Source organism: Winogradskyella alexanderae, assembly GCF_020166335.1.
Lineage (GTDB): Bacteria > Bacteroidota > Bacteroidia > Flavobacteriales > Flavobacteriaceae > Winogradskyella > Winogradskyella alexanderae.
The window spans coordinates 18783-40374 of sequence record NZ_JAIUJR010000002.1; the positions used below are offsets into that span (position 1 = coordinate 18783).

Below are 21592 nucleotides of genomic sequence, written 5' to 3' on the forward strand. Positions count from 1 at the left end.
TAAGCCATTCTGTCATTAAATATTCAAGAATAGCAATTCTTTAAAACTATTAATAATTAACTTTATACTGAATATCAGTAGTTTACAGGACATTCAAAGTCTTACATATCAATAAATGTTCAATTCTTATGCCATTAGCTTTTAAGAGATTAAAACTTTTTTTGTAAAAAACTGTAACACATGAAAAAAGGATTTATCTATATACCGAAGCAATTGTTTTATTGAAACCGACCAATCAAAATATCGAACAGTTACTATTGCAATGCAATTCTGGAAACCAACGTGCACAATTAGAGGTTTATAACAGATATAACAAAGCAATGTATAACACAGCATTTAGGATCGTAAAAGATTCTTTTAAAGCTGAAGACATTATGCAAGAGTCTTTTTTAACGGCTTTTACAAAACTGAATACATTAGAGGACACCAGATTATTTGGCGCCTGGTTAAAACGAATTGTTGTAAACAATAGTATTGCAGACTACAACAAATCTGCCAAGCAAAAAGAAGTCCCCTTAGAAACAGTATTGTACAAAGTAGAAGACACAAGTGGTATAGAAGAAAATGATCAAAACTCAAAAAAAGTAAGAGAAATAATGAATGCAATGAAATCCTTAAAACCAAATTACAATCTAGGGCTCACACTGCATCTTATTGAAGGCTATGATTATGAAGAAATATGTGAAATTATGAATATCACCTACGCTAATTGCAGAACACTTATATCCAGGGCAAAAGAAAGCCTTAGAAAAAAATTAATGCAAACGGCTTAAAAAATTGAATATGGACAACAAAAATATTGACAAACTATTTGAGGACTTACAAGGTAGGTTTGATATAAACAAGCCAAAACTAGGCCATCAATTACGTTTTTTGGATAAGTTAAATGAGTCCAAGAACGTCAGTGCTGAAAGCGGTAGTGTTTGGCGATTAAACTGGAAACCATTAATGGCTGTTGCCGCCTCAATAATTGTTTGTCTTGGTATATTCTTTTCTATACCCAACGATCCTGAATTGCTTGACTTAGCCAGTATATCACCAGAGATGTCTAATACACAAGACTTCTTTACAACAACGATTGAGAATGAGTTAAAAAAACTAAATGACGAACGTTCACCACTCACTCAACAAATTATTGATGATGCCTTAAAACAACTACAGTTGTTAGAAAACGAATACACAAACTTAAAAATCGATTTAACCGAAAGCAATGAAGACCAGCGTGTTATATACGCGATGATCTCTAACTTTCAAAGTAGAATTGAAATTCTAAACAACGTTTTAGAACAGATTGAAAATGTAAAACAATTTAAATCCAACACTGATGAAAACACTAATACAATTTAAACTCATCGCAATTTTATTCATGTTGCCAACCCTTGTAATGGGCAATAGTATTTCTGAAATTGCGAAGTCTACCAGAGAAAAGCAAATTAAAAAATCGTTTAATGTAAATGCTAATTCTACATTAAAAATCAATAATAGCTACGGTAATATTGATATTGTAACATGGGATGAAAACCGCATTGAATTTGACATTATAATAAAAGTTACGGGTAATAACCCTGATAAAGTAGAAGATCGACTCGAGGATATTGACGTTAAATTTTCTACATCAAGCGGATGGGTTGCAGCAGAAACGCAATTTGGTAAAAAGAGTAAGTCATGGTGGAATTGGGGCAACAATAATAGATTAAAGGTAGAAGTGAATTATCGTGTTAAAGTTCCAATTACTAATAATGTTATTTTAGATAATGACTATGGTTCAATAAATGTAGATAAGCTTGAAGGACGCGCCACTATAAATTGTGATTATGGCAAGGTTACTACTCAAGAATTAATGGCCAAAGACAACGTACTAAACTTTGACTACACTAACAATAGCTATTTTGAATATATAAACGGTGGTAAGATTACAGCAGATTACAGCAGTTTTACCGTAGGAAAAACAAAAAATCTTGAATTAAACGCAGATTATACCAAATCAATAATCGAAATATCAGAAAATATAAAGTACAACTGTGATTACGGTTCCTTAAAAGTTGATAATGTGAATAATATTGAAGGAAACGCAGATTACTTGACCTTGAGACTAGGTAATGTTTTTAAAAATGCTGATTTAAAGGCAGATTATGGTGCTATAAAAATAGACCGATTAGCGTCTAACGCTAATAATGTAAACATAAACACAGAATTTGTTGGTGTAACCATTGGCTATGATCCTGGATACAGTTTTGATTTTGATATTGATCTTGAGTACGCATCTCTAAAAGGTGACGAGGAATTCAACTTTACTAATAAAAAGATAGACGGTTCTGAGAAATACTTTAGTGGCTACTCAGGCAAAGATAACTCCGGAAATCTCATAAATATCGAAGCTGAATACGGCAGTATTACATTTAAAAAATTATAAACCAATCAAAAAAATAATTATGAAACAATTAAAATCATTCGTATTAATTACATTATTATTGAGCACGACAGTTTCTTGTGCACAATGGGGAAAATGGAAGAAAATAAAAGGTAATGGCGAAATCACAACCATTTCCAGAACAACTGGTGATTATGATGGACTTAAGGCTCAAGGGCCTATGGATTTTAAACTTGTACCAGGAACTGAGGGTAAAATCACAATTAAAGGAGATTCTAACCTAATGGAATACATTATTACTGAAGTAAAGGATAATAAATTGGTTGTTAAAGTTAAAGACAAGGCTAATTTAAAACCAACTAAATCCATTTTAATAACAATTCCTTATAAAGACATCTCCCAAGTGTCATTAGCAGGTTCGGGTGATATTTATAATGAAGGCATTATAAAAGCAAAGGATTTTGACGTTGCCCTAGCAGGTTCGGGTGATGTAATATTAAATATTTCTGCAACATCAACTCAAAGCAGTTTAGCTGGTTCTGGTGATATTGAACTTAAAGGAAATAGCACCAATCTTAAAACAAGTGTAGCCGGATCTGGTGATTTTGACGGCAGCAGATTAGAAAGTATAAATGTAGATGCTTCGGTGTCAGGTTCAGGCGATGTAAGCGTTGTTTGCAATGGTAAATTGAAAGCAAGGGTATCAGGATCTGGAGATATCACCTATAGTGGTAAGCCTACTTCAAAAGACACCAAAGTTTCAGGTTCTGGAGATATTAGTAACTAATTGAAATACCAATCAAAAAAATTAAACCACTATTCTTAATGTAGTGGTTTTTTTCTAGTATCTCACATATCCCCAAATAATGTCCTGGACAATATCTTCAACATTCGAGCTTATGCTTGTTGCAACAAAAAAGTCTCGCATAGCTATAAATATAAGATCGCCATTTCTAAAAAAATCCAATACTGATCCATCACTATCTAATGTCACAGTGATGGCATCACCTTCTTGAGTCCATGTAAAATCAAATGTTCTAACATCCTCAAAACATTCAACTGAATAATCAAGATCATTAGGGTTATTCGTTGGTGAACTAACCTGAACTTGCATTGATTCTCTATAATATAATGCCCCTGTTCCATCTGCATTAAAAGATGCTGTTTCATTTTCAAAACAGTCAATCTCCATTAAATAGTCATTTGTTTCTATGCCGTCATTGTCAATATCCCTCGGGATGTCAGACTGCCATCCAAGGAGTTTCCATTCCCCAACAACGTTAAATACTACAGGTTCGCAATTACCCAAATCATTTATTAAGCCTTGTAATGTACCATCGTCGCCACACACTTCAATTTGGTTTTGTAAAGCTTCACGATATGAAATGCATGCAACTTGATAATTTGGAGTGATTGCATCTTCTAAATCTTCCAGTGCCAATGCTGTTGCTGCTATAGCCAATTCACATGCTGTTGTATTATTTTCTGGAATACATTCGCCTAAACTATCAATAGTGGCTTGTAGGTCACCATTTTCATCTCCACAAACCTCAATCTGTTCTTGTAAAGCATCGCGATAAACTTGACAAAATAAATTGAAATCTTCATCATCCGCGTTCGTAAAATCAATTAAAGCTTGTTCTGCTAATTCAGCGACAATAAGACATTCATCATTAGTATCAATAATAATGTCGCCTTCATAAGGTTCATTATCACATGTGACTGCAATAAACAAAATAAGAAAGGATAATAGTGCGAATATTTTCTTTATCATAGCAAGGTAAAGTTAAGGAATTTCCATGAGTTAAAAACTCTAAGAAACTTCCTGCCCAACAATTTTTATACCTTTAAGTCTGACTAAAATGATTAGTCCTATGATAAAAAATGTTATTAAAAATAATATTGAATAGCGCATGCTCCCGGTAATACTTGCAACAAAGCCATATAAGAACATTCCTATCACAATACCAATCTTTTCCGCTACATCATAAAAACTAAAGTAAGATGCCGTATCCTCAGTTCCACGCGGAATTAATTTACTGTAAGTAGATCTTGATAGTGACTGTATGCCTCCCATTACCAAACCAACTGAAGCGGCGGTAATATAAAAGTGTGTAGGTGTCGTTACAAAGTAAGCAAAAGCACATATTAGTATCCAAATACATATCACGCAAATAAGGGCTTTAATATTACCTATTTTCTTTGAAAGCTTAGCGGTATAATTGGCGCCAACAACAGCTATTAATTGTATTAATAAAATGCTTATAATTAAGCCTGTCGTGGAGTCTTGTTTTCCCCAGTCTAATTCCTCAACCGCAAAGTAAGTTGCTGCTATCATAATAGTTTGAACAGCCATACTGTAAATAAAAAACGCAGATAAATAGCGTTTTAAAATCTTGTTAGACTTCAAGGCGATCCAAATCTTCTTTAACTCATTAAAACCGGACATTAATACAGTTTTTGTTACTTTATGACCTTCATGTGTTCCAGTAGGTAGATACTTGAATGTATACTGTGCAAACAATATCCACCATACTCCTACTAGGATAAATGCAATACGTGTTGGCTGCGCTTCGTTTTCAAAACCAAACCACTCGTATTTTAATATCATAACAAGGTTTAGTAATAACAATAGTACACTACCAATGTAGCCCAGTGAAAAACCCTTGGCGCTAACTTTATCTTGTTGTTCTGGGTAAGCAATATCTGGTAAGTATGAGTTGTAAAACACCAAACTACCCCAAAAACCAACTAGACCAAGCACATAACAAATCATCCCAAAGACAATATTTTCCAAGGAAAACCAGTATAAACCAATACATGAGAGTGCACCTAAATAACAGAAAAACTTCATGAACGATTCTTTGTTGCCAACATAATCTGATATGCCTGACAAGATTGGTGACAAAAACGACACAATTAAAAAACTAAATGCAGTAACATAACTTATCAAAGAATCATTGTTAAACTCATAACCTAAAAAGTAGACTGAATCATTTAGTATTTTGCCTGTCTCTTCGTCTTTAATTATTGTTAGTGCACCATAAAATATCGGAAATACTGCTGAAGAAATAACCAATGGGTAAACAGAATTAGCCCAATCATAAAAGGCCCATGCATGAAGAAGCTTTTTACTTCCCTTTTTGAGTTCGCTCATAGATACGTAATATAAAAAGCTGTTCCAAAGAACAGCTTCTAAAGTAATCAAATATTATTTATGAAACTTAATTTATAGGTCTAAAAGAAGTTACTCCAAATTTGCGTGCCTCCGCTTTTGCCTTTGGCGACAGTGCCATTAAATTTTGAATTCTTGAGTCATTACTTGGGTGCGTACTCATAAATTCTGGCGGTGCTTGGCCGCCACTATTGGCTTTCATGCGCTTCCAAAGTTCAGCAGCTTCATCTGGATTATAACCAGCTATGGCCATCAAATATAGGCCTATTTTATCGGCTTCTGTTTCATGTGCTCTACTGAAAGGTAACATTCCGCCTACATTACTAGCCAAGCCATAAGCCTGCATCCACATTTGTTGCTTTTCGGGACTTTCATTACCTGTTGCAACAGCAACAGCAACACCACCTGCCTGTTGCAATATTCCCGAACTCATTCGTTGTTGTCCATGATTGGCCAATGCATGAGCAACTTCATGTCCCATAATTGCAGCTACACCTGTTTCATTTTGTGCTATTGGTAAAATCCCAGTGTAAAAGGCGATTTTTCCTCCCGGCATACACCAAGCATTAACCTGCTCTGATTCTATTAACTTATACTCCCACTTATAATCGTCTAAATAACCTTGGTAACCGTTAGCATTTAACCATCGTTCAGCAGCAATTGCAATTCGCTGCCCTACTCGTGTTATCATTTCTGAGTCTGATGTTCCGGTAATAACTTTATTCTCACTCAGAACTTGGCCATATTGTGCAAATGATGCAGGAAATAATTGATCGTTGGATACAAATGCCATAGTCTTTTTTCCTGTGAATGGATTTGTAGCACAGGATACAATTACAGCAATTACACCTACAATTAAAATTATTTTTTTAAGTCGCATAACCTAAATTTTAAATTAATAAACACTAATTTACAAAAATCAATTCATCAATAAGACCCTAACAAATCTAATTGGTCACTATTTTTTACCTATGATGTGAAGCTCTGAAAAATTCTTGTCAACAACAAAGGAAGTTGTGCCATTAGATTTAAGATGTTCTCTCGATATCTTTTGGTTATCAAGTTGAATTTCACCAATCTCAAATGGTAAACCATGAATCCTAATTTTAAAGGTTTCATATGGCGTAATATAACGCCCTTCCTTATGTTGGTTAATTATTAACTCATTGGTTCTACCAGTTAGATTAAAGTTTCTCAAGCTATATCTACCTTTTGTATAATCGTAGCCATCATTGGCATCACTATAAAGTTCACTCTTTTCTTTCCCTTTGGTATAGTAAACATCTAGAGTGATCTCATCTATTTCTTTTTCGCCAACATATTGTTGAACGGGATATTTTGGGATAATTGCACCTTCCTTTATAAAGATTGGCATACTATCGATATCGGAATCTACCCACATTTCTTTACCACCTTTTATAACCTCATCGGTCCAATAGTTGTACCAATTACCTCTTGGAAGATACATTCGTCTTCCTTTAGCATTAGGCTCTAAAATTGGACAAACTAATATTTGTTCACCAAAAATAAATTCGTCCGTTCTGTAATGTGTATGAACATCATCCTGATCATATAGCACTAATGATTTTAATAAAGGTGTACCATGATCTGCGTAATTCCAAAAGGCTGTATACAAATAGGGTAATAACTGATACCTTAATTCAATGAATTTTCTAACTATATCTGTAACGTCTTCATCAAAAGCCCAAGGTTCTTGGTCACCGTGATCACCAGAAGAATGTACTCTAAAGAAAGGATGAAAAGCCCCTAACTGAATCCAACGTGCAAATAGTTCGCCTTGTGGCTGTTCTGCAAAACCTCCTATATCACTTCCAGCAAATGAAAAACCAGACATAGCTAATCGCTGTGCTTGAATATTCGCTATCCATAAATGCTCCCAGGTTGCTACGTTGTCTCCAGTCCATGTTGATGTGTAGCGTTGCGTACCAGAATAAGCTGCACGTGTAATTACGAATGGACGTTTAGGAAATGAGTATTTTTTAAGACCTTGATAGGTAGCACGTGCCATTTGCATACCATATATATTATGGGCTTTTCTGTGGCTGCATGGATTACCATCATAGTCATGGCGAACGTCATCTGGGAATGTTTTATTTGGCACCTCCATAACGGCAGGCTCATTCATATCGTTCCAAACACCCTTGATGCCAATATCTTCAATTAATTCTTTAAAAAGACTCGACCACCAATCTCTAACCTCCGGATTCGTGAAATCAGGAAAATAACATTCCCCTGGCCAGACTTTTCCTTTCATATAAGGTCCATCTGCCCTTTTACAGAAATAATCTTTTTCCAGTGCTTCTTTAAAAACAGAATAGTCGTTGTCTATTTTGATGCCTGGATCTATAATTGCAACAGTTTTAAAACCCTGTTCTTTAAGTTCTTTTACCATTACCTTAGGGTCTGGAAAGTATTCTTTATTCCACGTAAAACAGCGGAAACCATCCATGTAATCAATGTCTAGATAGATGGCATCACAAGGAATCTTTAGCTCTCTAAACTTAGAGGTAATTTCCTTTACTTTACTCTCAGGGTAATAACTCCATTTACATTGATGAAAGCCTAATGCCCACATTGGAGGTAAATGATGTGGCTTACCTGTTAAATCCGTATAGCTCTCAACAACATCATTCATTTTAGGTCCATAGAAGAAATAATAGTTCATCTCACCTCCTTGAGCCCAGAAACTTGTAACATTACGTCTCTCTTGTGCAAAATCAAAAGATGATTTAAAAGAGTTATCAAAGAAAATCCCATAGGCTTTGCCGTGATGCAAACCGGTATAAAATGGTATTGCTTTATAAATAGGGTCAGTGTCCTTGCCATAGGCATAAGAATCTGTTACCCAATTATCAAAACGCTTTCCCTTTAAATTCAAATGATTTGGCTTGTCTCCCAGACCATAGTAACTTTCGCCGTCATTCGAGACTTTACTCATTTTTACAATATTACCACCAAAATGATAGCTTTCCTCCCAGTGGAAACCAATTTCATCCTGATTTATTAAAAGACCATCTTTTACATCGAAAATTGAAATTCTCAAACTTTCTTTGGAAATCTCGCAGCGTAATTTTGAAGTAATGACCACATAACAATCCTCGCTCTCCTCAATCTCTAATTCATTATAACCTATACTTGCATATTTAGTAATAGCGTATGAAAAATCCTTCTCGAAATTGCCAACAGTAGTGTATCTAAAACGTAATAGACTATCTCTTACTACAGTTAATTGAAGAACAACATTATTCTCGGTTGAAAAATATAGTTTATCAACATCTTTTTCAAAGCCTATTATGCGTGAAGGAAACTGATTTCCCTTATTTTCTAATTCAGTATTTGTAATCATAGCGTGATTTCATTAAAAAATCACGTAAAAGAAAGGAAAAAATAGAACTTAAGAAAGTGCGCCAAGGTCTATTTATGCAGAATTGTTAACTACATCGATTTCGAACCAAAATATTAGTTAAACGACAAATATTTTTCCTACAAAAGAAACATTTATTTGGAATACTTGAACGCAACCATACCAAGAGGTGGTATGTTTATCTCAACTGAATCATCTCTGAATTGCCAAGGCTCTGCTTTTGTAGACTGCATTTTATTTTTATACTCACCTGAACCGAAATACTTCTTCAAATCGCTATTAAATACTTCTTTAAGTTTTCCTTTTCTAGGCACACCCATTTTATAGTTTTCACGTGGTACAGGGGTCATATTACAAGCAACAATGATATCATCTTTATCATCATACCCTTTACGGATGTATACCAAAACTGAATTTTCGGCATCATTATAGTCTATCCACTCAAAACCATCACCTGTAAATTGCTTTTCGTAAAGTGCAGGTTCGTTCTTGTAAAAGCTATTCAAATCTTTTATTAAGGTTTGTACTCCCTTGTGTGGTGCATATTGTAACAAATGCCAATCTAAACTTTGTTGGAAATTCCACTCTTCACTTTGCCCAAATTCTGCACCTTGAAACAATAGATTTGTTCCAGGATGTGTAAACATATAAGAATATAATAATCTAAGATTCGCAAATCGTTGCCATTCATCACCGGGCATACGCCCTAAAATGGACTGCTTACCATATACCACCTCATCATGACTTAAGGGCAACATAAAATTCTCAGTAAAGGCATAGGTCATACTGAAAGTTAAATCATTTTGATGGTGTTTTCTGTAAATAGGTTCTTTAGCAAAATATTGCAAGGTATCATGCATCCATCCCATCATCCATTTCATTCCAAATCCTAATCCACCAATGAAAGTTGGTTTAGAAACCATAGGAAATGATGTAGACTCCTCTGCAATGGTCTGAACATCAGGAAATGCACTGTATACGGCTTCATTCATCTCGCGCATAAAGGATATAGCTTCCAAATTCTCTCTGCCGCCAAACATGTTTGGCTCCCATTCACCATCCTCCCTACTGTAGTCTAAGAAAAGCATCGAAGCCACCGCATCAACTCTTAAACCATCTGCATGGTATTGATCCAACCAAAACAAGGCATTGCTTATTAAAAATGATTTCACCTCGTTCCGTCCATAATTGAATATTAGACTCTTCCAGTCAGGATGATACCCTTTGCGCCTATCAGGATGCTCGTATAATGCAGAACCGTCAAAGAATCCCAGTCCATGAGCATCTTCAGGAAAATGTGATGGCACCCAATCTAAAATAATTCCGATATCATTTTGGTGTATTTTATCAACTAAAAGTTTAAACTCTTCCGGATAGCCAAAACGCGATGTTGGTGCAAAATATCCAGTTAACTGATAACCCCAAGACGGATCGTACGGATACTCCATTATTGGCATTAACTCAACGTGAGTAAAATTCATCTCTTTGACATAAGAGACGAGCTCGTCCGCCATTTCTGTGTAGGACAAAAACCTATTTTCTTCAACTTGTTTTTTCCAAGACCCTAAGTGCACTTCATAGACAGAGAAAGGCGCATCTAACTTATTGTTATCTTTGCGATTCTCCATCCATTTGCTATCCTTCCATTTGTAATTATCCTCCCAAACTATAGATGCCGTATTTGGTGGGTGCTCACAACGTCTAGCATATGGGTCAGCTTTCTCTGTCTTGATATCATTATGGTGGCTATGAATTTTGTATTTGTAAATATTTCCTTTGCCCACACCTGGGATAAAACCTTCCCAAATACCACTTTGGTCCCATCGCACATTGAGTTTATGATCGCCTTCTAACCAGAAATTAAAATCACCGACAACTGATACAGACTTTGCACTAGGTGCCCAAACCGCAAAATACGTACCCTCAACACCATTTACTTTGATGATATGAGAACCAAACTTTTCATATAGTTTATAGTGTTTTCCTGATTTGAATAAGTTAATATCAAACTCTGTAAACAAACTGTGTGCAATTACTTCTGCCATATATTTTAATGATTGATAATATTTGAAATTCCTTTTAATGGAATTACTGCCCAACGAGGACGTGAATTAAGTTCGTAACCTAATTCATAAACTGCTTTTTCTAGCAATGAATATTTTAATAAAAAGACACGCTCTTGTTGATAGCCTATATTAATGTTTGCATCTTGAATTTCTACGATATAGGTTCCTAAAAATAATCCTATAAAATATTGATAAAGGATTTCGCCTGCCTCAAAAAGTGCTTCTTGTTCTTGTTTGTATTTTTCCTGATTATTGAAGATAGTAGCATATATAGCGTAATGAAACGATCTAAACAAGCCTGCCACGTCCTTTAGTGGTGGTTGTTTTACCTTTCTATCCCTGATAGTGCTCTCTGGCTCGCCTTCAAAATCTAATATGTAGAAATCATCGTCTTTAACCAAGATTTGACCTAAGTGATAGTCTCCATGAACCCTTAAACGTTCACCTTTCAACTTCGTCCAATCAAAATTCACAAATCGTTTTCTAATTTCATTTTTCTTCTCTAGAAATTCATTTGCCAACTCAAGTGCCAATCCATCTAGCTTATGCAAATTATTTTCTACAGCATTAAGTCTGTTTTGAAATTGATACAACAATCTATTTTTTAACCATACTGTGTAGTCACCATTAAATCGTGTTGGTGTAAAGGCTGTATCCTCAAACTCTGAACCTAATGCGATGTGCATTTCTGCGGTCCTTTTAGCTAAAGTCTGAATTTTGGTAAAAATATTTAATCCTACCCAATCTATAATCTGTGGCGGGATATCTCGAATATCCAAACGTAAGAAAAGCTCCGTACGTGGCAATCGGTCTATTCTAATATTCTTATACTCTAAGTTTGAAAACACCTTATGAAGTTCTTTAAGCATATAGTCCCAGGCATCTCCATCATTTGGAACCAATTCATTCATCAAAGCAATGGTTATATTGGTATTTTCCTGGTCTTTTATTTGTACACTTCCTAAATATGCTGGTGTATTTTTAAAATCTTTCTTTTCGGACAGGAACCGACTCATTTCGTAATCAGGATTACGGTCTGCATAAATTCTACGATAAAACTTTAGCACATACTTCTCATTATAAATTATGGACGTATTGCTTTGTTCCATACCCATAAATCGAGAAGACTCGTATTGACAATCCTTAAAAACTGGGCTCTTTTTGTATTGCACACGTGTTCTGTCTTTGGGCAGCGCAGATAATATACGTTCAAAAACTACCTTTCTAAACGCCTCAAGATTTACGGCATCAATGATAAATCCTTCCTGATTTTGAATGCTTATTGGTAGAATACGATCATCTTTTGCAAATGACTCGTCAGACACAAAAGCTATTGGTAAAAAGTAGTGCTGATAAAATGCTTCGTAAAAGTTAACTTCTAGGATTAGACCATAGTAAACCTCTTCATTTTGCTGTATTCTAAAATACTCTGCAAGTTCGATATACTTTAATCTACTTGATTTTCCACCATACCAGCGTTGCTTTACAATGTACTCTTCTAGGACATCCGAGAGAAACGTCTTGACAAAATCCTTATTCTCCATTAATTGTTCCCACGGCACATCAAAATTATAAGGTGTCGAAAGATTAACGGCAGGGGATTTTTTCTTGGTCATTTTTACTTATTTATTTTAAATATATGAAATGGTAGGGTTGGATGCAACTCAACGAAATTCCATTCGTTGTACCAATTATAGCTACTTCCTGTAACTAAATCATTTACTGTTATTTGATGACCAGCATGCACACCAAGATCGGCCAATGGTAATTGTACCGTGCCTTGTTGTGCATAATATTGTTCTAAACTAACTATTATGAGAAGTTCATCTGTTTTGTCATCATTCCATTTGTAATAAGCCATTAAATTGTCATTTTCAATGTGACAGAACTTAATGTTATTTGTTTGTTGCAGTGCTTCGTGTTGGTGCCTAATTGCGTTTACTTTCGCAATTATAGCAGTTAATTTATTTTGTACGTTCCAGTTATAGTGTTTAACTTCAAACTTCTCAGACATGTAGTATTCCTCTCTTCCAGGAATAGCCTCATCTAATTGTTGCTCAAATACAGGGCCATATATCCCGATATTAGAACTTAAGGTAGCTGCAAGAACATATCGCTGAATATATTTAGACTCATTAGCTCCTTGTAAATGATACGGGTTAATATCTGGCGTATTTGGCCAAAAATTAGGACGCATGTATTCTCGTTGATCTGTTTGAGTCAATTCAGAAACATACTCCATTAACTCATGCTTAGAGTTTCTCCAGGTAAAATAGGTATAAGATTGCGTATATCCTTGTTTTGCCAGTTGCTGCATTACCTTTGGTTTTGTAAAGGCTTCCGCCAGGAATATTACATCTGGATGCTTCTTTTTTACTTCTGCTATGACCCAATTCCAAAAATAATAAGGTTTTGTATGAGGATTGTCAACTCTAAATATGTTTACACCACAATCAATCCAATACAGCAATATATCCAAGCATTCTTTCCAAAGGTTTTTATAATTATTACCTTCCCAATAGATTGGTAAAATGTCCTGATATTTTTTAGGTGGATTCTCGGCATATTGCACTGTTCCGTCTGGTCTCCATTTAAACCAGTCTGGATGTTCCTTAACCCAAGGATGGTCTGGTGCTGCTTGAAGTGCATAGTCCATAGCTACTTCGATGTTATGATCTTTGGCCTTTTTAACTAATGCTTTAAAGTCTTCGACAGTTCCTAACTGTGGATGAATATCTTTATGGCCACCATGCTTTGATCCGATTCCCCAAGCCGATCCAACATCGCCTTCTTTCGCATCAGTCGTATTATTTCTACCTTTTCTATTTACCTCTCCAATTGGATGGATTGGCGGAAAATAAAGTGTATCAAATCCCATTTGCGCAATTCGCGGCAACAATCGCTCACAATCCTTGAAGGTGCCATGTTCTCCTTCTTTCTCGGATGAAGATCTAGGGAAGAACTCGTACCAAGTGCTAAATAAAGCTTTCTTTCTGTCTACATAAATTTGAAGTTCTCTAGACTCATTTGCGTCATATTTTTCTGGATATTTCACAAAAATGTCATGCAAACTCTGCGATCTGGCTTCTTGTATGGCGTCATTATATTTTGCTTCATCGTTAAAGCAATCAATACAATAAATTAAATAGTCCTTTTCTTCTTTTGTAACTTTTGTCAATAAAGGTTTTAAATAAGTAACCCCTTCCAACAATTCTGATTTTACATGTTGGTTATCATCTATTTTTCGTTCAATACCATGTTGCCAATTAAGTGGATGATCTACCCAGCCTTGCACTTTGTATGCATAAAAACCTTGCTTACGAACACTAAATGAAGCCTCCCATTCATCATTCATTACATGATGCATTCTTATCTCACTCCATTTACGTTCTTTTTCGTGCTTAAATAATACTGAAGCTGCAATTACATCATGGCCATCTACGAGGACATGTGCACCTACATTTACTAATTCGTTTACAACTCGTTTTATAAAAAATTCACCACAATTAATCTGAGGACTAACTGCATCAATGACTACGCGCTTTTGGTTTTGCATACTGTTGATTGATTGTTGATTATATGGCGAAAGTAAAATACTCTAACGACAAATAAAAAGATAACATTGGGATAATTAAACTATATCGTTTGAATTGAATAACTCTTCCAATTTTATTTGAGGATTTTACTGAATAATTGTTCCTGATGGTATAACGGCATTCTTCTTGACTACAACTATACCGTCTTTGACTAAATAACTGTCTGTCTCAATATCTGCCAGTTGTTTACCTCCATTAATACGCACATCGTCACCAATTCTACAATTTTTATCTAAAATGGCATTCTTTATAAAACAACGCTCTCCAATGCCCATGTATATTTTGATTTTTTTAGCCTCTACTTCTTTTAAGGATTCATATCGATCGCTTCCCATCATATAGCAATTAATAACTGTTGACTCTGCGCCGATCCTGGAGCGAATTCCAATTACCGAACGCTCAATTTTTGCTGCGTGGATAATAGATCCTTCTGAAATTACCGTTCTATCCAATAAAGTACCTGATATTTTTGAGGTTGGTAGAATTCTGGCATTGGTATAAATTCGTTTTTCGTTATCGTACAAATTAAACTTTGGTATTTCGTCTGTTAAACCAAGATTTGCGTCAAAAAAGCTATCAATATTTCCTATATCTGTCCAATAACCTTCAAATTGGTAACTTAAAGTTTTGTGATTTTTAATGGCTTCTGGTATTATTTCCCGCCCAAAATCTACGGTATTTGGATCCTTTAAAAGACTTACAAGCAAATCTTTATTGAAAATGTATATACCCATAGATGCCAAATAATTTCTACCTGCGTTCTTCATTTCGTCACTAACTGGAGATGTCCAATCTGGTAATAAAGAAGCATCTGGTTTTTCTATAAAGGACGAAATGAAATTATCTTCATTGGTTTTTAGAATGCCAAAGGATGTTGCTTCTTTTGCGTTAACAGGTTGCGTAGCAATAGAAATCTCAGCGCCACTTGAAACATGAGCTTCAAGCATTTCATTAAAATCCATTTGATAAAGTTGATCACCAGAAAGAATAAGTGCATATTCAAATTCGTGTCTTAAAAAGTGGTGTAGACTTTGTCTAACGGCATCTGCTGTACCTTGAAACCATTTGTCGCTAGCAATAGTTTGTTCTGCCGCCAACACATCTACAAAAGCTGAGCTGAAAAAGCTAAAATGGTAAGTATTTTTTATATGTCGATTTAACGAAGCAGAATTAAACTGCGTTAGCACATACATACGCTTAATACTAGAGTTTATGCAGTTAGATATTGGAATATCTACTAATCTGTATTTACCAGCAATTGGTACTGCTGGTTTAGATCTACTTTCAGTGAGTGGATAAAGACGTGATCCTTGACCACCCCCTAAAATAATACTTAAGACTTTATCGTTTACCATTTAAATTAAATTAATGATTGATATATTGATTTTGTTTGCTTGGCTATAGCTTTCCAGTCAAAAAATGTTTCAACGCGCTGTCTACCCTTTTTTGCCATATTTTTCCTTAGAACATCGTCTTTGATTAACTTATTAATTCCATCTGCCAAATCACGAGAGAATTTGTCCGGATCAACCGGTTCAAACGGTGCAACATTCTGTTGTTCCAAGTTGATTAGTAAACCCGTTTCGCCCTCAACCACTACTTCTTTTATGCCACCCACAGCACTTGCTACTACAGCTGTTTCACACGCCATAGCTTCAATGTTAATTATGCCAAATGGTTCATAAATAGAAGGACAACAAAATACATCTGCATGAGAATATAACTGAATGACATCTTTCTTGTCCAACATTTTATCGATCCAAAATATATTATTTCTCGATTTAGAGGCCTCTGCGACAGCATCCTCCATTTCTTTGGCGATTTCCTTCGTGTCTGGTGCACCGGCACAAAGTACAATTTGCGTCTCTTGGTCGATGTATTTTATAGCATTTACCAGATGTACAATTCCCTTTTGTCGTGTTATTCTTCCAACAAACAATACATAAGGTTTGTTCTTATCTATTCCATAGGTGTCTAATACATTTGCATCCTCAATAACAACATATTCCTTCAAATCAATACCATTGTAAACAACCTCTATCTTTTTAGGATCAACGTTGAAATATTTAATAACATCTTCTTTTGTTTCTTCAGATACCGCAATTAGGCAATCTGCCATCTCAATTGCTGTTTTTTCAATCCAAGATGATGCATCATATCCTCTGCCCAATTGCTCCCTTTTCCATGGTCGCAATGGTTCTAAAGAATGGGTTGTTACAACCAAAGGTATGCCATAGCATAATTTGGCCATAATCCCTGCAAAGTGTGAATACCATGTATGGCAATGCACAACATTAGCATCTACTGGCTCTGCACTCATATGCAAGCCTGTATTTAATGTTTTAAATACTGATTTTAACTTTTCTTCACTATTTTTAAACTGGCCATCTTCAAAAGGATAACCTTTTATGCTAAGATTAGTATTGGTAACATTTTGATCGCCAAAAGCCCTAACATCTACTTGCATTAGTTCAGATAATTCTTTGGCAAGATATTCAACATGTACTCCTGCTCCACCATAAACATATGGTGGGAATTCTCTTGTAAGAAATAATACTTTCATAGTGTAAAAATAAGACTGGCTGTAGCCTGTAAGACTCACTGTAAAGTAACGAAATAAAATGGTTTTTTAAAGTCTAAATTCAAAATAGTTAACAAAAAAATAAACTTAGAATTAGCTGTAATAAATCGCGATGATAATCGACTGATTAACAATCTTAAAATTCGTAATTTTATAACGCTTAAGTATTCTAGAATAGGTAGCTAGAATTATTTGAAGCCTTGAAAAAACAAAAAAAACAAATAATGAAAAAGATTTTAATTTTTACAATTGTTGGAGTTCTCTTTAGCTGTAATGGATCTGCACAAAAAACCAAATCAAAAGAAAAAGAATCGTATCCTGTGACTAAAACTGATTCGGAATGGAAGCAAGAACTAACAAAGACGCAGTACTATGTCTTACGCGAAGCAGGGACAGAAAGAGCCTTTTCCAGTCCACTCAACAAAAACTACGAAAAAGGTATTTACCATTGCGCTGCTTGCAACACTCCTTTATTTAAAAGCGAGCATAAATTTGATTCTGGATCCGGTTGGCCAAGTTTTGATAGAGAAATAAAAGGCAATGTTGCTTATTCAACTGATTATAATATTGGTTATGCACGTACGGAGGAACATTGCGCAACTTGCGGTGGACATTTGGGTCATGTGTTTAACGATGGGCCTAGAGAAACTACCGGAAAACGTCATTGTATAAATGGTGTGGCCTTAAAATTTATAGCTTCCAATGACAAAAATGACTAGCTATCTCAATAGTGTATTAAAGCAATTTGAATACTATAAGAGTTTAGGAGACAATACTATTGAAAGATTGTCTTTTGATGAGCTCAACAAAGAATTTGCCCAAGACGGAAACTCAATTTCAATCATCGTAAAACATATGGCTGGAAATATGCTAAGTCGTTGGACAAATTTTATGACTGAAGACGGTGAGAAGAAATGGAGGGAAAGAGATGAAGAATTTATTGGCACATACTTAAGCAAGGAAGAGTTAATTGATGCTTGGAACAAAGGTTGGGGTTGTCTTTTCAATACACTTAAATCTTTGACAAATAAAGATTTAGAACGCATAATTTACATAAGAAATCAAGGCCATACGGTTACAGAAGCCATCAACCGACAAATGATGCATTACGCATATCACGTAGGACAAATTGTTTTTATAGGGAAGCTTATTCTTGGGAAAGAATGGAAATCATTATCCGTTCCTAAAGGCCAATCAAAAGTTTACAACAAGGAGAAATTTGCAAAGGGCAAAAGCAGAAGACATTTTACTGAAGACCTTTAATATTACATTTAGGTTTCGTAAATTCGTACACTCAAATTTCAACAAAAAAATTACGCATGAGTAAATACGATATTATAGTTTTAGGAAGTGGTCCGGGAGGCTACGTAACAGCAATAAGAGCTTCTCAGCTAGGGTTTAAAACAGCTGTAGTAGAGAAAGAAAGTCTTGGTGGTGTCTGTTTAAATTGGGGCTGTATTCCAACAAAAGCGCTGTTAAAATCTGCTCAAGTTTTTGAATATCTAAAACATGCAGAGGATTATGGGCTCACTGTAAAAGATGCTAAGCACGATTTTGATGCTGTAGTAAAACGAAGTCGTAGTGTAGCCGATGGTATGAGTAGTGGTGTTAAATTCTTAATGAAGAAGAATAAAATTGATGTCATTGAAGGCTTTGGAAAATTAAAGCCAGGAAAGAAAGTTGAGGTTGATGGTAAAGAATATACAGCAGATCACATAATTATTGCAACAGGTGCACGATCTCGCGAACTACCAAGCTTACCACAAGACGGAAAAAAAGTTATTGGCTATCGTAAAGCTATGACCTTAGATAAGCAACCTAAAAAAATGATAGTTGTTGGTTCTGGCGCAATTGGAGTTGAATTTGCCTATTTCTACAATTCAATGGGTACGGAAGTAACTATAGTAGAATATATGCCAAAGATCGTTCCAGTTGAAGATGATGAAATATCAAAGCAACTAGAACGTAGTTTCAAAAAATCTGGTATTAATATTATGACATCTGCAGAAGTTACAGCCGTTGATACTTCTGGTAAAGGAGTTAAAGCTACTGTGAAAACCAAGAAAGGAGAAGAAATTCTAGAGGCAGATATTGTCCTTTCTGCTGTTGGAATAAAATCTAATATTGAAAATATCGGATTAGAAGATGTTGGCATTGCCGTAGATAGAGATAAAATAATGGTAAATGACTATTATCAAACTAACATCCCAGGCTATTATGCGATTGGTGATGTAACACCTGGACAAGCATTGGCGCACGTTGCTTCTGCAGAAGGAATTTTGTGCGTAGAGAAAATAGCGGGACATCATGTAGAAGCATTAGATTACGGAAACGTACCTGGATGCACATATTGTTCTCCTGAGGTGGCAAGTGTCGGTTTGACCGAAGCCCAAGCTAAAGAGCAAGGCTATGAAATAAAAGTTGGTAAATTTCCATTTTCGGCTTCTGGTAAGGCAAGTGCAGGTGGTACTAAAGAAGGTTTTGTGAAGGTAATTTTTGATGCCAAATATGGTGAGTGGCTGGGATGCCACATGATTGGTGCTGGAGTAACAGATATGATTGCTGAAGCAGTACTAGGGCGCAAACTAGAAACTACAGGACACGAAGTTCTAAAAGCAGTTCACCCTCACCCAACTATGAGTGAAGCTGTAATGGAGGCTGTTGCTGATGCTTACGATGAAGTTATCCATTTATAAGAAAACATAAAACAAATGAAAAAGCGATTCAAATTGAATCGCTTTTTTTATAGTCTATATCCTAATCCTAGGAAAAGTATATTAGGTGAGAGCTCTTCAAAACCTAGTGTGTATTTCATGTGTAAGCTCAGTCGCGTTCCAAGGTCGTAATCTAAACTTACATCTGCCCTGACCTTAAATTTGTTGGTAAATAAATCAAAGAAGTAATTTAAACTTGGACCTATTAAAATATGAAAGTCTCGGCTAATATCATATTTAAGATAAATCGGTGCATTAATAAATTCTAATTCACCAACACCTTTATAAAGAACTTCTGGCTGAATATGAAAGCCTTCATCGATATTAAAATCTGCAAAAAAACCACCGTAGAATCCTGTTTCTGTGTCTGGATTTGTACCAAAATCGCCTTCAGTTATTTTAAAAAAGGTAATATTAACGCCTCCCTTAACGCCGAAGTCTACTTGAGAATATGCAGACTGAAGAGCAACAAATAAAGCAAAAACAATAAGCGAGCAATTCTTCATGTCCTAAAGTTTAAAGCTTTCAATTGCCAAATCATAACTGCATAGTCCAAAACCAATAATCACACCCTTCGCATTAGGTGAGATATAGGACTTGTGCCTAAATTCTTCCCTCGAAAACGTATTTGAAATATGAACCTCTACCACTGGCGTTTCAATAGCACTCACAGCATCCCCAATGCCAACGGAGGTATGCGTGTAGGCGCCTGCATTTAAAATAATTCCGTCACAACTAAAACCAACTTCCTGAAGTTTATCAATGAGCTCGCCTTCAATATTGGATTGATAGTATTCTATATTAAGAGTATTGAATTTAGATTTCAATTCTTTTAAATAATCATCAAAAGTTTTCTTACCGTAAATGTCAGGTTCACGTTTGCCGAGTAGATTTAAATTTGGGCCATTAATTATAATGAGTCGCTTCATAAAGTAAATATATTAAAATAAGAGCATAAAAAAACCGAAGCAACTAAGCTTCGGTTTTAAAACTTACTAATCTAATTAAAAGAAGAATCCTACACCAACTTGAATTACTGAATTTCTGTATTCTGCACCACCGTCTAGTTCGTCAGAATCATTGGCATTAGTTATACCAAGGTTATAGCGTGCAGAAAAGTTTAATCCGTTTTCAAGTTTATATCCAAGACCGAAATTTACGCCAAAGTCAATGGACTTCAAATCATCTTTAAAATCAAATTCTTCACCATCTACATCAAACTTAGCTGATAATAAATAGCCTAACTGAGGTCCAGCTTCAATACTAAATCCTTCTATAGGATAATATTTTGCAATAACGGGTAAATTAAGATAATCCACTTTTGCGGTACCAGATTCACCTGGATCCTCGTAATCTGAACCCTGTGCCGAATAGATTAATTCTGGCTGTAAAGAAAATGATTCGCATATTGGTATCTCAACTACGCCTCCAAAATGGAATGCAGTTCTACCATTATAACTTTCTACATCGTCACCTGCAATGTCAGAAAAGTTAACGCCAGTTTTTACTCCAAAACTAATTGGCATAGTGGTATTCTCATCTTGTGCATTTAAAAACGTAAGACTAAAAATAGCCACCAAACCACATACTAATAATTTTCTCATGATATATAGTTTATTGATTAATTACATTTTAGATTGGTAAATGTATTATACGGTTAGAGTATGTAAAATGATTACAATCAGTTTACTAGATAAACATGAG

At 35.2% G+C, this 21592-nt stretch carries 19 protein-coding genes; 7 read left to right on the forward strand and 12 right to left on the reverse strand.

Going from position 1 to position 21592, the window contains the following annotated elements:
• The first annotated feature begins 221 nt into the window (after window positions 1–221).
• Genes LBU54_RS03495 through LBU54_RS03510 form a run of 4 tightly spaced genes read left to right on the forward strand, consistent with a single transcriptional unit; the run spans window position 222 to window position 3158 of the window.
• On the forward strand, window positions 222–773 hold the full coding sequence (locus LBU54_RS03495) for an RNA polymerase sigma factor (RefSeq protein ID WP_224525983.1): 552 nt from the start codon (window positions 222–224) through the stop codon (window positions 771–773).
• A gap of 10 nt (window positions 774–783) precedes the next feature.
• Entirely contained in the window at window positions 784–1347 is a 564-nt protein-coding gene (locus LBU54_RS03500; RefSeq protein ID WP_224525985.1) for a hypothetical protein, read from the forward strand.
• Window positions 1325–2413: a hypothetical protein gene (locus LBU54_RS03505; protein WP_224525987.1), complete on the forward strand. Its 1089-nt coding sequence runs from the start codon at window positions 1325–1327 to the stop codon at window positions 2411–2413. The genes LBU54_RS03500 and LBU54_RS03505 overlap by 23 nt, the downstream gene beginning before the upstream one ends.
• 19 nt (window positions 2414–2432) lie before the next feature.
• Entirely contained in the window at window positions 2433–3158 is a 726-nt protein-coding gene (locus tag LBU54_RS03510; protein ID WP_224525989.1) for a head GIN domain-containing protein, read from the forward strand.
• Window positions 3159–3212: 54 nt separating this feature from the next.
• Here the strand turns inward: LBU54_RS03510 and LBU54_RS03515 are convergent, their stop codons facing one another.
• The 9 genes from LBU54_RS03515 to glgA form a co-directional block, all read right to left on the reverse strand.
• The gene (locus LBU54_RS03515) at window positions 3213–4145 is read right to left on the reverse strand and encodes a hypothetical protein (RefSeq protein WP_224525991.1); all 933 of its coding nucleotides are present in this window, start codon (window positions 4143–4145) and stop codon (window positions 3213–3215) included.
• A gap of 39 nt (window positions 4146–4184) precedes the next feature.
• A complete protein-coding gene (locus tag LBU54_RS03520) occupies window positions 4185–5528 on the reverse strand; it encodes an MFS transporter (protein ID WP_224525993.1) in 1344 nt (447 codons plus the stop codon).
• A gap of 67 nt (window positions 5529–5595) precedes the next feature.
• A complete protein-coding gene (locus LBU54_RS03525) occupies window positions 5596–6426 on the reverse strand; it encodes a M48 family metallopeptidase (protein ID WP_224525995.1) in 831 nt (276 codons plus the stop codon).
• A gap of 78 nt (window positions 6427–6504) precedes the next feature.
• A complete protein-coding gene (locus tag LBU54_RS03530; RefSeq protein ID WP_224525997.1) occupies window positions 6505–8913 on the reverse strand; it encodes a glycoside hydrolase family 31 protein in 2409 nt (802 codons plus the stop codon).
• A gap of 152 nt (window positions 8914–9065) precedes the next feature.
• On the reverse strand, window positions 9066–10976 hold the full coding sequence (gene glgB, locus LBU54_RS03535) for a 1,4-alpha-glucan branching protein GlgB (RefSeq protein ID WP_224525999.1): 1911 nt from the start codon (window positions 10974–10976) through the stop codon (window positions 9066–9068).
• Between the two features lie 5 nt (window positions 10977–10981).
• A complete protein-coding gene (locus tag LBU54_RS03540) occupies window positions 10982–12613 on the reverse strand; it encodes a trehalose synthase (protein ID WP_224526001.1) in 1632 nt (543 codons plus the stop codon).
• Between the two features lie 2 nt (window positions 12614–12615).
• A complete protein-coding gene (locus tag LBU54_RS03545; RefSeq protein ID WP_224526003.1) occupies window positions 12616–14553 on the reverse strand; it encodes an alpha-1,4-glucan--maltose-1-phosphate maltosyltransferase in 1938 nt (645 codons plus the stop codon).
• Between the two features lie 126 nt (window positions 14554–14679).
• The gene (locus LBU54_RS03550) at window positions 14680–15948 is read right to left on the reverse strand and encodes a glucose-1-phosphate adenylyltransferase (protein WP_224526005.1); all 1269 of its coding nucleotides are present in this window, start codon (window positions 15946–15948) and stop codon (window positions 14680–14682) included.
• Window positions 15949–15953: 5 nt separating this feature from the next.
• A complete protein-coding gene (glgA, locus tag LBU54_RS03555; protein ID WP_224526007.1) occupies window positions 15954–17156 on the reverse strand; it encodes a glycogen synthase in 1203 nt (400 codons plus the stop codon).
• Window positions 17157–17398: 242 nt separating this feature from the next.
• Here glgA and msrB point away from each other — a divergent pair, with 242 nt between their 5' ends.
• Genes msrB through lpdA form a run of 3 tightly spaced genes read left to right on the forward strand, consistent with a single transcriptional unit; the run spans window position 17399 to window position 19870 of the window.
• Window positions 17399–17893: a peptide-methionine (R)-S-oxide reductase MsrB gene (gene msrB / locus LBU54_RS03560; protein WP_224526010.1), complete on the forward strand. Its 495-nt coding sequence runs from the start codon at window positions 17399–17401 to the stop codon at window positions 17891–17893.
• Window positions 17886–18437, forward strand: coding sequence for a DinB family protein (locus LBU54_RS03565; protein WP_224527057.1), 552 nt, complete (start codon window positions 17886–17888; stop codon window positions 18435–18437). The genes msrB and LBU54_RS03565 overlap by 8 nt, the downstream gene beginning before the upstream one ends.
• A 56-nt stretch (window positions 18438–18493) precedes the next feature.
• Complete coding sequence (gene lpdA, locus LBU54_RS03570) at window positions 18494–19870, forward strand: dihydrolipoyl dehydrogenase (protein WP_224526013.1); 1377 nt, start codon at window positions 18494–18496, stop codon at window positions 19868–19870.
• A gap of 47 nt (window positions 19871–19917) precedes the next feature.
• Here lpdA and LBU54_RS03575 read toward each other — a convergent pair whose 3' ends face one another.
• The 3 genes from LBU54_RS03575 to LBU54_RS03585 all read right to left on the reverse strand — a co-directional run bounded on the left by LBU54_RS03575 (window position 19918) and on the right by LBU54_RS03585 (window position 21492).
• Entirely contained in the window at window positions 19918–20394 is a 477-nt protein-coding gene (locus LBU54_RS03575) for an outer membrane beta-barrel protein (RefSeq protein ID WP_224526016.1), read from the reverse strand.
• A 3-nt stretch (window positions 20395–20397) separates the two neighbouring features.
• Window positions 20398–20817, reverse strand: a complete 420-nt coding sequence (aroQ, locus tag LBU54_RS03580) for a type II 3-dehydroquinate dehydratase (protein ID WP_224526019.1) — start codon at window positions 20815–20817, stop codon at window positions 20398–20400.
• Between the two features lie 75 nt (window positions 20818–20892).
• Window positions 20893–21492 (reverse strand): porin family protein, encoded by a 600-nt coding sequence (locus LBU54_RS03585; RefSeq protein ID WP_224526021.1) that lies wholly within the window; start codon window positions 21490–21492, stop codon window positions 20893–20895.
• Window positions 21493–21592: the final 100 nt, after the last annotated feature.